12 protein-coding genes are annotated in these 12,798 nt (G+C 63.4%); 2 read left to right on the top strand and 10 right to left on the bottom strand.

Annotation, left to right across the window (positions count from 1 at the left end):
• Positions 1-8 precede the first annotated feature (8 nt).
• Both petA and NKI08_RS19840 read right to left on the bottom strand, forming a co-directional pair.
• Positions 9-590 (bottom strand): ubiquinol-cytochrome c reductase iron-sulfur subunit, encoded by a 582-nt coding sequence (gene petA, locus NKI08_RS19845; RefSeq protein ID WP_502895671.1) that lies wholly within the window; start codon positions 588-590, stop codon positions 9-11.
• Positions 591-651: 61 nt separating this feature from the next.
• Positions 652-786 (bottom strand): hypothetical protein, encoded by a 135-nt coding sequence (locus tag NKI08_RS19840; protein ID WP_352771627.1) that lies wholly within the window; start codon positions 784-786, stop codon positions 652-654.
• A 163-nt stretch (positions 787-949) separates the two neighbouring features.
• Between NKI08_RS19840 and NKI08_RS19835 the strand changes: the two genes are divergently transcribed.
• Both NKI08_RS19835 and NKI08_RS19830 read left to right on the top strand, forming a co-directional pair.
• Positions 950-1,534 (top strand): glutathione binding-like protein, encoded by a 585-nt coding sequence (locus NKI08_RS19835; RefSeq protein ID WP_352449827.1) that lies wholly within the window; start codon positions 950-952, stop codon positions 1,532-1,534.
• Positions 1,535-1,879: 345 nt separating this feature from the next.
• Entirely contained in the window at positions 1,880-2,935 is a 1,056-nt protein-coding gene (locus tag NKI08_RS19830) for an alpha/beta fold hydrolase (RefSeq protein WP_352771625.1), read from the top strand.
• Between the two features lie 78 nt (positions 2,936-3,013).
• On the opposite strand, the gene guaD is transcribed toward NKI08_RS19830, so the two are convergent.
• From guaD to add, 8 genes are all read right to left on the bottom strand, one after another.
• Complete coding sequence (gene guaD, locus NKI08_RS19825) at positions 3,014-4,381, bottom strand: guanine deaminase (protein ID WP_352771623.1); 1,368 nt, start codon at positions 4,379-4,381, stop codon at positions 3,014-3,016.
• Between the two features lie 100 nt (positions 4,382-4,481).
• Positions 4,482-5,345 carry an aromatic ring-hydroxylating dioxygenase subunit alpha gene (locus NKI08_RS19820; protein ID WP_352771621.1) on the bottom strand — a complete coding sequence of 288 codons (864 nt, stop codon included), beginning with the start codon at positions 5,343-5,345 and terminating at the stop codon, positions 4,482-4,484.
• Positions 5,346-5,368: 23 nt separating this feature from the next.
• Entirely contained in the window at positions 5,369-6,769 is a 1,401-nt protein-coding gene (locus NKI08_RS19815; RefSeq protein WP_352771620.1) for an 8-oxoguanine deaminase, read from the bottom strand.
• A gap of 7 nt (positions 6,770-6,776) precedes the next feature.
• Complete coding sequence (locus tag NKI08_RS19810; protein WP_352470597.1) at positions 6,777-7,712, bottom strand: ABC transporter permease; 936 nt, start codon at positions 7,710-7,712, stop codon at positions 6,777-6,779.
• 10 nt (positions 7,713-7,722) lie between these two features.
• Positions 7,723-8,775, bottom strand: coding sequence for an ABC transporter permease (locus NKI08_RS19805; RefSeq protein ID WP_502893731.1), 1,053 nt, complete (start codon positions 8,773-8,775; stop codon positions 7,723-7,725).
• Positions 8,776-8,777: 2 nt separating this feature from the next.
• On the bottom strand, positions 8,778-10,382 hold the full coding sequence (locus tag NKI08_RS19800; RefSeq protein WP_352470700.1) for an ABC transporter ATP-binding protein: 1,605 nt from the start codon (positions 10,380-10,382) through the stop codon (positions 8,778-8,780).
• A gap of 115 nt (positions 10,383-10,497) precedes the next feature.
• Positions 10,498-11,619, bottom strand: a complete 1,122-nt coding sequence (locus tag NKI08_RS19795) for a BMP family ABC transporter substrate-binding protein (RefSeq protein WP_352771618.1) — start codon at positions 11,617-11,619, stop codon at positions 10,498-10,500.
• A gap of 27 nt (positions 11,620-11,646) precedes the next feature.
• Positions 11,647-12,687 (bottom strand): adenosine deaminase, encoded by a 1,041-nt coding sequence (gene add / locus NKI08_RS19790; protein WP_352470595.1) that lies wholly within the window; start codon positions 12,685-12,687, stop codon positions 11,647-11,649.
• Between the last annotated feature and the right edge of the window lie 111 nt (positions 12,688-12,798).

The following is a 12,798-nucleotide window of genomic DNA, read 5'->3' as shown; positions in this document are numbered from 1 at the left end:
CCCCTGCCTCAGCCGATACGGATCTTGGTGTCGGAAACGAATTGGAACACCGGTACCGCCATGTTCTCGGGTGCCGGCCCCTTCCGGACGCGGCCGGCAGTGTCGTATTGCGAACCATGGCAGGGGCAGAACCAGCCGTCGAAATCGCCTTCCTGACCATGCGGGATGCAGCCAAGATGGGTGCAGACCTGGATCATCACCACCCAGGCTTCCTTGCCCGGCATAGTTCGATTGGCGTCGGTTGCCGGCGCATCGGCCGGCAGGTTGGCGTTGCGGGCAATTGGATCTTTGAGCTCGGCGAGACTGACTGCCTGGCCGTCCTTCCTCTCTTTTTCGGTGCGGTTGCGCACGACAACCGGCTTGCCGTGCCAGTCGACGATCAGCGACGTTCCCGGCGTCAGCGAGGAGACGTCGACCTCGATCGCGGCGGGCGCCTCGACGCGCAATGTGTGCTCGGCTGTGGAGGTTTCGGAAAGGTCGGCCATGATGGCGACTCCTATTGTCGGAAGCTGCGTCATCGCGTTGGTGGCAATCGAGCAAAAGTCAGACCACGGCTTTCGCGTTTCCAGTCTGCTCGTGCCGCGCGGAATATGCCGGCCGTGGCCGGGTGTGAGCCATCGTGCCAACGGCACGTGCGTCCAATACTTTCGTTTAGGATTTCCTGAGCGAAGGACTGGCCGGGCCGGCGATGATGCCATCATGGAAGGTTCTGGATTCCTCCAGATAACCGTTGGCCGCTGAGCTGGCATACGTCCCGGCATTGCGCACGGCGATCCCGAACTTCACCCGACCATACCTCGGCATAGGCACGTCTAGCTGTCGGTGTCGTAGTCGTCGTCTCCGCCAAGTGCGAGCTTCTGGAGCGGTTGTCTCGCGTGGCGCGGGGCAGGTTTTCCGCTCGGCGACGACCAATTGCGGGATTCAATCGGGTTCAGAAAAGGGAAAAGCGGTGAAACTCTACTACAGCCCTCTCGCCTGCAGCCTGGCGGACCACATCGCTCTGGAAGAGGCCGGTGTTTCCTTCGAGCGCGAAAGTGTGAACCTCAAGACCAAACGGACAGGCTCCGGGGATGATTTCACTACCGTCACGCGCAAGGGCTATGTTCCAGCCCTCGTGCTGGATAGCGGCGAAACGCTGACGGAAAATATCGCCGTCCTCGACTGGATTGCGTCGCAATACCCGCCACTGGCAGTGGCGGGGCCGTTGGGCCGTACCCGCCTTCTCGAAGCGCTGACCTACGTCTCAACTGAAATACACCGAAGCTTCAAGCCGATGTGGCACCAAAGCAGCGATGCCGAAAAGGCCAGGGCGAGCGCGACGATTACGAGCCAACTCGAGTTCTTCGCTGACGGGCTCGAGACCGACTATCTGTTCGGCGACAAACCCAGCGTCGCGGATTTTTATCTTTTCGTGATGCTGCTTTGGGCGGCCCGCTTCCAAGTCCCTGTTCCCGCGCCTTTGCAAGCCCTTCGCGTCCGAATGGCTGCCCGACCGGCCGTGCGCATCGCAATGGATCGTGAGGGCCTCGTCTGAAGCTGAGGGCGACTTCGAGCATAAGACCAGATGCAACATGTCCTCTCGCCCAAACAGAAGATCAGGAGTCATTCTCATGCTGCCGTTCCTGCGGATGCTACATCTACATCCAGCCGCTTCCAAGCGCGGGGACGGCCTAGGTCTCGAATTTCTGAGGAGGGAAATCGAGGAAACGCTTGACCTGACCGGCATTCAATCAGAGTTCGCCGCACTGCCTCCTGGCCGAGTGTTACAGTGGTTGGTCCGCCGCCCGCAGTCACCATCGAAATAGGCAACATTTCCTGTCGGCCGATGAGGCGGGCGGTCCGGTCGTTCCTGCTTGTTGGTCATTACAGAGGCTTCATCATGAATGCGAGTAAGGCTCCCGACACGGTCGATCATCGCCGCCGGCGCATTGTTGGTGCTGCAGCAATGACGTTCGCCGCCACCGAACTCGGCTTGAGCGAGCCGGCGGCCACTTGGACGGTCGAGGCGAGGGCATCTGCTACGCAAGCCACGCAGAAATCATTCGGCTCGCTCGGGCAGGTCAATGCCGGAAATCTGAGCGTCGGATATGCGGAGCTGGGGCCCGCCGAAGGTGCCCCAGTGATCCTGCTTCATGGCTGGCCTTATGACATTCACACCTACGCCGATGTCGCTCCCCTGCTTGCCGCAAAGGGGTACCGCGTGATTGTGCCCTACCTGCGCGGCTACGGCACTACGCGCTTCCTGTCGGACGAGACGATGCGCAACGGCCAGCAGTCGGCGCTCGCCGCGGATACGATCGCCCTGATGGATGCGCTGGGGATCGAAAAGGCCACGATCGCCGGCTGCGACTGGGGCGCTCGAACGGCCAATGTCGTTGCCGCGCTCTGGCCTGAGCGTTGCAAGGCGATCGTCTCGGTGAGCGGCTATCTCATCGGAAATCAGCAGGTCGGCATGGTGCCGCTGGCACCGGAGGCGGAGCTTCAATGGTGGTATCAGTATTACTTCGCCACCGATCGCGGCCGCGCCGGCTACGAGAAATACACGCGCGATTTCGCCAAACTCATCTGGCAACTCGCTTCGCCGCAGTGGAATTTCGACGATGACATCTTCCAGCGCAGCGCCGCAGCACTGGACAACCCGGATCACGTCAGCATCGTCATTCACAATTACCGCTGGAGGCTCGGCCTGGCACAGGGCGAGCCGGAATATGACGTTCTGGAAAACCGGCTGGCCGAAGCTCCCGTGATCACAATGCCGACCATTACCCTTGAGGGCGATGCCAATGGCGCACCCCATCCCGACAGCAGTTCCTACGCCAAGAAATTCTCGGGCAGATACACGCACCGGATCATCACCGGCGGTATCGGCCACAACTTGCCTCAAGAAGCCCCGCAAGCCTTTGCCCAGGCTGTCATCGACGTCGGCGAATACTGATCAAAATCCATGACGTGCCCCCGACCGTAAGGAATAAAACGGGAAGAGTCCTGGTTCTCGGCACAGCCTCCGGTCCGCTTAGGCGAGAACAGCTCTCCCGCCGACCCAGACCGACGCGATGTTGGCCCTGGAAGCGGAGTAGACGATCTTCTGAAGGATGCCGTCGCCGTCGTCGAGTTCGTCCCACAGGTGAATTGTGCCTCTGGGCGCGGCGGTGTCGACCAGGATCGCATCGAAATGGTAGCCAGGCGAGAATCGCCCCACAGGCAAGCCGAGTGCCGCGCCACCGCCTGCCGTCGCCAGGTGGAAGGACTCGCGAAAGTCGACGCGTGCTGTTCCGGCCGTGCCGCGCGTCTCGGCCGCTAGCGCCGGGTCGGTGCCGGTTTCCAGCATGCGCGACGACATGACCGTCGCGCGCATCGCATCGAACATCGAGGCGCTCGGTCCCCCGGAAATGTCGGTGCCGAGCCCGACCTTGACACCCTTCTCGAGGGCCGCCCTCAACGGGAACACGGCGCCTGCGAAGTAGGCGTTGGAGACGGCGCAGTGCGCCACGGCCGCCTTGCGCACGCGGATCGTCTCCATGTCGGCAAGCGTAATGAAATTGGCGTGCGCGAGCACGCTGCCGGCGCGCAGCAGGCCAAAGCGATCAAGACTAGACGTGTCGCTGATCCCGTGGCGCTGCAGCACGTAGCCATGCGCCCAGTCGCTCTCCGAGCAATGCGTCTGCACATGGCAGCCGCATTCCTGCGCAAGCGTGCCGAGCCCTTTGAGGGCGGCGTCGGTACAGGAGGGGATGAAGCGCGGCGTAATGACCGGCTTTACCCGTCCCGTGGCATTGTCCGGATGCCCATGCACGTAGTCGATCAGAGCGCGCGTGCCATCGATGGCCGCGTCCGCCGAGGTATCGCGATAGTAGGCCGGGCACTCGTCGGGATTGTCCATCGCCACTTTGCCGACCAGCGCACGTTGCCCCCGTTCGAGGCAAATGTCGACGAGCAGCCTTGTCGCGTCCTGGTGGATGGTTGCGAAGTAGAGCGCTGTGGTCGTGCCATTAGCGATCAGGTCGTCGACCAGCAGGCCGTAGCTGCGCCGCGCGAAGGCGAGATCGGCGTAGCGCGCCTCCAGGGGAAACGTGTGTTTGTGGAGCCAGGCCTCGAGCGGCACGTCCAGCGCCCGGCCGAGCTGCGGATATTGCGGCGCGTGCACGTGAAGATCGACGAAGCCGGGCAGCAGATAACTCTGCGCCGGCAAGGTCGCCAGCGAACCGGTCCGGCGCGCGGCCTCCAGCGCCTCGTCATAGCCGGCATCATGCGGATGCAGCACCGAGGCGATGATGCCTGATTGATCGACTGCGATCAGGGCATGGCGCAACTCTTCCACGAGCCCGCGCTCCGGCGCGTGAAAGCCGCTGGCCAGAAGCGTCTTGCCGCTCAGGTCGCTCACCTGTCCTCCGCCGAAGAACCGCTACGCACTGCCGTCGCGAAGCGCCAGAGCGCGATTGCCCGTCCGTCGATGCCGATGACAATATCGGAAGGGCTGCCGCTCATGCGGCTTGCGCCGTCGTGCCGTAGGTGATGCCCTTCTCCTTCAGCCAGCGGCGATAGGCGATCGACGAGCCGTCGGCCCGCGTCGGGATTTCCGCGCGCGGCTCGAGCGGCAACAGAAGTGGCCGCTGGTTCTCCAGGATGATGCGGTCCTGCAGGAAGATGAGCTGCTGGAACTGCACAAGTTCGGTCGTGGTCGATACGTCGTCGATCAGGAACATGACGGGGTGCGCGCGGCAGCGGTCCGGATCGAGGGGCTGCACGAACAAACAGATCACGTCCCACCGGGTAGCCGAGTTGGGGCAGGTCTTGTAGAGCATCACCGCGAAAGGATTGGCGACCCGGTACATGTATTGGGTCATGATGCCACCGGTCGCCGAGAGTGCTGCCTGCGGCTGGAAGAATTCGCAGTTGGTCGCCCACACCTCATCCACGTCGCGGCGGATTTCGGTTGTGTAATGCCGCACTTCCGTGTGCGGCTCGGCGCCCAATATGCCGGTATGGACGAAGGGGAAATGCGCCATGTCGAGGAAATTCTCGACGATGCGCAGGCCGGACGCCTTTACCGCGATCGCTCCGCAAACGACAGGCCGGCGGTCGTCCTCATAGGCCTCCGGGATCGACAGCACATCGCCGGCCGGCATGCCGAGCGTGATCCATAGATAGCCGTAGCGTTCCCTGGCCGGGACTTGGCTGCCGTCGCCGGCACGCGACACATTGACCGCGCCTGCCGTATCGCGGGCTACCAACAGATCGATGCCCAGAAGCCGGTTCGGCATCGTGCCGACCGGAATCTCGTTCAGCGCGTCAATGCAATACCATTGGTCGAGGGCCGCCTGCTCCGCAGCTCGCCTAATGGTCATTGTTGCGTCCTTCCTGTGCTATCTCACTGCCGATAGATGCGGTCCATCACGGCCCGGTGGTCGGCCATCGCCGCCTCGACATCGAAAGAGGCGAAGTCGCCTCTCGCGACAATCTGCCGGCCGTTGATGTAGGAATAGTCGACCTTGAAGGGTCCGCAAAGCACCAGCGCGGCGAGCGGGTCGCGCTCGGTGCCGGAAAGGCCGAGTTGGCTGCGTTTGACCGCGATGAAGTCGGCGCACATGCCGGGCGCGAGATGGCCGATGTCATTGCGGCCGAGCAGGGCAGCGCCGCCGCGCGTCGCCATTTCGAGGGCCTCGCGCGCGGACAGCGCCGTCGGCGTGCCGCCGAAACCGCCGCGGCCGCCGGGCTTTTCGGAGAGGTAGTGGTGCGGCGCGACACGCTGAAGCATCAGCGCCAGCCGCGCTTCCATGAACAGGTTCGACGTGTCGTTCGAGGCCGAGCCGTCGACGCCAAGGCCGACCTTCACGCCCTTGTCGAGCATCTCTCGGATCTTCGCGATGCCCTGGCCGCAGCGCATGTTAGCCGACGGGCAATGGGCGACCCCGGTGCCGGTTTCGGCGAAGCGGTCGATCTCGTCGCTGGTCATGAAAATCGAGTGGGCGAACCAGACGTCGTCACCGAGCCAGCCGACGGATTCGGCGAACTCGACCGGCCGTTTGCCATAGATTTCGAGGCAGTACTTCTCCTCGAAAAGCTCTTCGGCAAGGTGCGAATGCAGGTTCACGCCCTTGTGGCTGCGCGCCAGTGATGCCGCATCGCGCATCAACTCCGGAGTCACCGAGAACGGCGAGCAAGGAGCCAGGATGATTCGGCTCATTGAATGCCGCGACGCGTCGTGATAGCCGCCGATCAGCCGTTCGGCATCCTTCAGGATATCCTCTTCCTTTTCGACGCAGCGATCCGGCGGCAAGCCGCCCTGGCTTTCGCCGCGCGACATGGCTCCACGCGCAGCGTGGAAACGCAGACCGATATCGCGGGCCGCACCGATCGTCGCGTCGAGCGTGCAGTTGTTGGGCAAGATGTAGAGGTGATCGGAGCTGGTCGTGCAGCCCGAATGGATAAGCTCGGCCCTCGCTACGCGCGCCGAGACACCTATCGCATCGTCGTCGAGCTCGGCCCAGATCGGATAGAGCGTCTTCAGCCAGACAAGCAGTTCGTCGTTCTGAGCCATCACACGGGTGAGGTTCTGGTACATATGATGATGCGTGTTCACCATGCCCGGCATGACGACATGGCCCGATAGGTCGAGCACCTCGTCGGCACTGGAGGCACTGAGTTCCGCGGTGGTGCCGACCGCTTCGATGACGTTGTCGTCGATCATCAAGGCGCCGTCGGAAATCTCGCGGCGCGTATCATCGAAGGTGGCGAGCAGATCGATGTTCTTGACAAGCAGGCGGGGCATGACGGTCTCAACGCATGTCGCGGAAATAGGGTTCGCCGAGAGCAGCCGGCGCGGCCATTACCCGGCGCATGCGCTGCCAGGCAAGCACCGGCACGATGATCAGGGCGATCGTGCCGAGATAGGGCAGCATCGACAGGATCGGCGCCGCGATCGGCCAGTTGCGTGCTTGGCCGACGAAGCCGAGCGAGGTGATGAGACCGAACAGCAGAGCGGCCAGCACGGCGTTGAGGGGCCGGTAGCCTGCGAAGATGACGAGAGAGACGGCAATCCAGCCGCGGCCGGCCACGACGCCTTCCGACCAGGAGGGAACGAAGGCAAGCGTGAGGTAAGCGCCGGCGCCGGCCGCCAGCGCCGAGCCCGCGGCGACATACCAGAAGCGGATGCTTAGTACCGAAATGCCGGCGGCGTCGGCTGCCGCGGGGTTTTCGCCCACCGCGCGCATGTTCAGCCCGTGGCGCGTGCGGAACATGATGTAGTGCAGCACAACCGGCAGGACGATGTAGATCAGGTAGACAAGGATGTTCTGCGTGAAGATCGCGCGACCGAGCAGCGGGATGTCGCTAAGATAGGGAATAGCGATCGGCGCGAAGGTCGCCGGCGCCGGCATGCCGGAATAGGCGCGACCGATCGTTGCGGCCATGCCGGTGCCCATCAGCGTCAGCGCCAGGCCGCACAACACCTGGTTCGCTTTAATGACGACGGTGCCAAGAGCGAAGACGCAGCCAATGAGGAAACCGACGGCAAGCGCAAGGACGAAGCCGAGCATAGGGTGCGGCGTGGCGACGACGACCGCGATGCCAGTGATTGCACCGAGCGCCATAAGCCCTTCGACGCCAAGATTGACGACGCCGGCGCGCTCGGAGAGCGTCTCGCCCAGCGCCGCCAGCGCCAGCACGCCGCCGGCGAGAATGGAGGTCTGGATCAGTCCGGCGATCATGTCCATGGGTGTTTCCTCAGCTCGCGACCGGTTCGGTCCGCGTGATGCGGTAGTGAGCGAGTTCGTTGCCGATCGCCGTGAAGAACAGGATCAGTCCGGTGATGGCGAGCACGGCCGAGACGGTGATGCCTTGCGTCTGCAGGATGATGCCCGAATTCAGGATGACGCCCATCAAAGCCGCGCCTGCGAGCACGCCAAGTGAGGAACCGCGCGCCAGCACCGCGACCATGATGCCGAGATAGCCGAAATTGTTGGAAATGCCGCCCTGCAGGCGATGCACCGTGCCAGCTACTTCCAGCATACCGGCGATGCCGGCGATCGCTCCCGACATCAGCAGGACGACGATCAGGCGGCGGCGGAACGGCATGCCCGCATAAAGCGCCGCGCTCGGGTTCGACCCAGCGACCCGCACCTCGTAACCCCAGCGCGTGTAGTTGAGCAGTCCTGCGATGACAAAGGTGAGCAGGATCGCCAGCGGGAAACCGTAGTGCACGATACCCCAGAATTCAGGCACGTCATGCGGCAGACGTGCAGTGGTCGCGAGCGCATGGCCGCTCGGGTCGAGCCATGGTCCGGTGGCGACGTAGTAGACCATCAGCGTCGCCACGAAATTCAGAAGCAGGGTGGTGATGAGTTCGCTGACATCGGCGTAGGCGCGCGCCAGCGTCGGCACCAGTATCCAGAGCAGCCCGCCGAGCGCGCCAGCGATGAACATAACAGGCAGGATCAGCCAGGTCGGGCCGGGAATGAACAGCGCGACTGCCGTGGCGCTGAAGGCGCCGGCATAGAATTGGCCCTCCGCGCCGATGTTCCAGGCGCCGATTCTCAGCGCTACCCAGACCGACAGGCCGGTCAGGATCAGGGGAGTGACCAGAAGTCCGACATCTTCCAGCCCGAAGCTCGAGCCAAAAGTCGAGTTGAGCACCTCCCAGGCGAGTTCGACGGGAGCATTGCCGCGAGCGGCCAGAACCAGGCCGGCGACCCCCAGTGCCAGCACGATCGCCAGGGCACGTGCCGCAAAGGCAACGGAGGGCTGCGCGGATGGAACGCGCTGGAGCTTGATCGCCAAGGTCAGTGCTTCCCGGCAGCGGCCTGGGCGCCAGCACTGGACCGCATCTGCCCGCCCATCATCAGGCCGATTTCCTCGATGTCGGTGGAGGCAGTCTCCACCGCGCCCATGATCCTGCCATGGAACATTACGGCGATGCGATCCGACAGGTTGAACAGCTCTTCCAGCTCCTCGGAAATGAAGAGCACACCGACGCCGGCATCGCGCAATTCGACGAGATAGTGCATCATCGTGTTGATCGCGCCGACATCGAGGCCACGGCTCGGATAGGCGGCGATCAGAACCTTGCTTGCGATGCGCATCTCGCGGCGTGCGACGAGGCGCTGCTGATTACCGCCGGAAAGGTTGCGCATGGGCATGCCGAAATTGGGCACCGCAACGGATGCCGCTTCGGCGATCGTGCGCGCAAGAGCAGCCGCTAGGCGCGGTCGGAACGCGAAGCCCTTTGAAACAGGCGCCGACGCATATTCGCGGATTATGGCGTTGTCGGTGATTGAAAGCGCCGGCGCCAGACCGCTGTGCAGCCGGTCTTCGGGAATGTGGCCGACGCCGAACTTCGCGTAATCGACCGCGCCGGCGGTCGTGACGCCCTTTCCGCCGAGCAGTATCTGGCCCGAGTGGATCGGCCGCAAGCCGGTGACGACCTGGGTCAGCTCCTTCTGGCCGTTGCCGGCCACACCGGCGATGCCGAGAATCTCGCCGGCATGGATGTCGAGCGAAACCTCGTCGAGAAGGATGCCGCCCACGTCGTCACGCGCGACGACGGATTTGAGGCTGAGCACCGGCTCGGCGGAGATGCCGGCCGCGCCTGGCTGCCTGGCACGCAGATTGCTGAGCACGATCTCACGGCCAACCATCAGGCGCGCCAGCATCTTCTCGCCGCAGTCCGCGGTATTTTCGGTGGCCACCTTGCGGCCGCCGCGCAGCACGGTGATGCGGTCTGATATTTCCAGGACCTCGTCGAGCTTGTGGCTGATGAAGATCACCGCATTGCCCCGGGACACGAACTGCTTGAGCGCCTTGAAGAGCTCGCGCGCTTCCGCCGGAGTAAGCACTGCAGTCGGCTCGTCGAGGATCAGAACACGGGCATTGCGCGCGAGCACGCGTAGGATTTCCACGCGCTGCTGCTCGCCGGTCGAAAGATCGGCGACGCGCGCGGATGGCCGTACCGCGAGGTTCAGCTTCTCGGCCAGTGCGGCAGTCCGCGCCTCGAGCACCGACGAGCCAATACGCTTGGGCGTTTCGGACCAGCCGAGATGAATATTCTCGGCGACCGTGAAGGCGGTCACCAGCTTGAAATGCTGGTGGACCATGCCAATACCGGCGGAGATCGCATCGACTGGAGATGCGAAATGCTTGGCATAGCCGTCGACGACGATCTCACCGGCATCCGGCTGATAGATGCCGGTGAGGATGTTCATCAAGGTCGATTTGCCGGCGCCATTCTCGCCGAGCAAGGCGTGGATCTCCCCCGGCATCACGTCCAGGTCGACGTCCTGGTTGGCAACGACGCCGGGGAAATATTTGCTGATGCTCTTGAGCAGCACGAGCGGCGGTGCGCCGGAGCCAGGCTCGTAACGTCCCGGGGAGGTGGACGGCACCTCCATGCCGCCGTAGCGGTGCTCGCTCGAAGCATGATGAACTGGAACAAAATCATTCATCCCGCTTAGCTCTTTGCCTTCTGCCGCATAGTCTATCCGAAAACTCTGCAATCTTTCAGGATTACGCTTGGAGGCCGCTGACGCCTTCGATCGACCAATCCCAGTTGTAGAGTTCCGCTTCGGTCATGCGATGGCCGGCAGCCACCTTGACGTTGCCCTTGGTGTCCTTGATCTCGCCCTCGAACGGGCTCCAGCCGCCGAGAATCTTGTCGCGCACGGCATCGGCCTGCTTTGCGACCTCGGTGGGCACCGTCTCGCCCCAGGCATCGCGGTCGATACCGCCGCCCATCGGCAGGATGGTCTGCGATGGCGTCCACTTGCCTTCGAGGCGCAGGCGCACCTGGTCGACATAGAATTTCTTGAAGTCGATGGCGATCGAGGAGACGTAGGCCTTCGGCCCGTAGCGGCGGATGTCGGTATTCCACATCACGGCCTTCGCGCCGCGCTGCTCGGCCACCTGCAGATAGCCTGCTTCGTCCATGATGCCGAACAGAAGGTCGGCGCCGTTGTCGATGAGCGCGGTGCCGGCCTGGGTGGCAGCCTGCGGATCGAACCACGAGTTGATGACGATGGTCTGCATCGTGGCGTTGGGATTGACCGAACGGGCGCCCATCAGGAAGGCATTGGTGCCGGAAAAGACCGACGGAACAGGGAAGGAGGCGACGTAGCCGAGCTTGCCGCTCTTGCTCATCAGGCCCGCGGCGACACCGGTGACGTAGGTTGGGTACCAGTGGGCGAGATAGTAGGTCGAGAGATTTTCGAGCGGGTTGCGGCCATCGCATTCATAGAAGGCGACGTCCGGCGAACGCTTGGCCACGTCGTAGAGGAAGTCGCCATAGTTGGAGGTGGCAAACACCATGTTGGCACCTTCCGAGACGAACTGGCGGAAGGTGCGGGTCGCGTCGGCCGAATAGGGGATGCTTTCGACGAACAGCGTCGTCAGCTTCGGGAACGCTTCCTGCACGGCCTTCATGCCCTGGTCGTGGCTCCAGGTCCAGCCTTCATCGGTCACCGGACCGGTGTGGCCGAAGGCGATGACCGCGTTTTCCTCGGCGACGGCGGCGAGCGGCGTCTGTGCATTGGCGGGCGTGATAAGGCCGGATTTCGGCAGGAGCAGCGAGGCGCCGGCCGCGGCGCCCATGTTGAGGAAGCCTCGGCGGGAGAGATTGCGCAGGTCGATCATGCTTCGGTCCTTTGTTCCGTGTCGTGTTCAGTTCGGGAGAGACAGTTCGGTTTCCATGAGGCGGTCGATTTCTGCCGACCAGTCGGCCGACCATGCCTGCTTGATGTCGTCATCGAGCCATGCTGCGGACAGGCCAGCCAGCGCGATCCGCTTCAGTGCCGACGGCCCGAGCGCAAAATTTTCGGCGATCAGCGCGTATTCGCGGTCGAGCGTCGTGGCGAACATGGGCGGATCGTCGGAGTGGATCGTCACGGTAAGCCCGGCCTCGATCATGCGGCGGATCGCGTGGTCGGGCGCGGTGAGGTCACGCCAGACGGTGGTGGCCAGCGTCGTGCTCGGACAGCAGGTGAAGACGATGCCCATCTCCTTGCACTGCTCCATCAGCGCCGGATCGTCGACGACATGGTAGCCGTGGTCGACCCGTCTCAGGCCGAGGACGTCGACGGTATCGCGGACATAGTCCGCCGGGCCATCCTCGCCCGCATGGTTGGTGACATTGAGCCCGGCAGCCCGCGCTCGCTCGACGATGCGCGCAAACATCGGCGGCGGGTTCGGGCGTTCGTCGTAATCGAAGCCGATGCCGATCACCTCAGCCGGGCGCTCGGCCAGAACCATGTCCAGGAAGCGCTCGCCACCTGCCGCGCCGAGCGGCTTCGCATGCGCCGGTATCAGCTTTGCCATAAGCCCATAGCGCTCCTTTGCGCGGTGAAAGCCGTCGAGGATGCCTTCGAGCATAGTCGAATAGGCCACGCCATGAGCCAGATGCGCATGCGGGCTGAAGAACAGTTCGACGTAGCGCGCACCGGCTTTAGCGCAGCGCTCCAGTGCCTCGAAGGTGATGCGAGAGAAATCGTCCGCAGTCCTGATCGAGGCGCAAACCAGATCGTAAATCTTCAGGAAATCCAGCAGGTTGCCGTAGCTGTAGAGCTCCGATGTCAGTCTGCCGTCCGGCAGCGGCACCGCGTTCAGCGCCGCCAGCTCGGCGAATGTCTCCGCGGATACGGCGCCCTCGAGGTGCAAGTGCAACTCGACCTTCGGCATGAGCTGAATGAAACTTGACAACGACATCGACGCTCACTCGCCCGGATCGGCAACCCCAAAGCCGTACCTGGTTTTCTTGGGCGACGGACGGCTGCCGAGTTGTTCGATAATCGCGGCTTTTTCCAACTGTCCGATCAC

Origin of the sequence: Mesorhizobium sp. M0768, assembly GCF_040320195.1 — a bacterium.
Taxonomy (GTDB): Bacteria; Pseudomonadota; Alphaproteobacteria; order Rhizobiales; family Rhizobiaceae; genus Mesorhizobium.
The sequence above is the reverse complement of the archived record's forward strand: the minus strand, read 5'-3'. Positions and strand labels throughout refer to the sequence as shown.

Bases quoted from the DNA above. Each gene is read 5' to 3' on its own strand.
- NKI08_RS19795 (WP_352771618.1), bottom strand. From the start codon at position 11,619: ATGATCGACCTGCGCAATCTCTCCCGCCGAGGCTTCCTCAACATGGGC.
- NKI08_RS19800 (WP_352470700.1), bottom strand. From the start codon at position 10,382: ATGGAGGTGCCGTCCACCTCCCCGGGACGTTACGAGCCTGGCTCCGGC.
- NKI08_RS19830 (WP_352771625.1), top strand. From the start codon at position 1,880: ATGAATGCGAGTAAGGCTCCCGACACGGTCGATCATCGCCGCCGGCGC.
- NKI08_RS19815 (WP_352771620.1), bottom strand. From the start codon at position 6,769: ATGCCCCGCCTGCTTGTCAAGAACATCGATCTGCTCGCCACCTTCGAT.
- NKI08_RS19810 (WP_352470597.1), bottom strand. From the start codon at position 7,712: ATGGACATGATCGCCGGACTGATCCAGACCTCCATTCTCGCCGGCGGC.
- add (WP_352470595.1), bottom strand. From the start codon at position 12,687: ATGTCGTTGTCAAGTTTCATTCAGCTCATGCCGAAGGTCGAGTTGCAC.
- NKI08_RS19820 (WP_352771621.1), bottom strand. From the start codon at position 5,345: ATGACCATTAGGCGAGCTGCGGAGCAGGCGGCCCTCGACCAATGGTAT.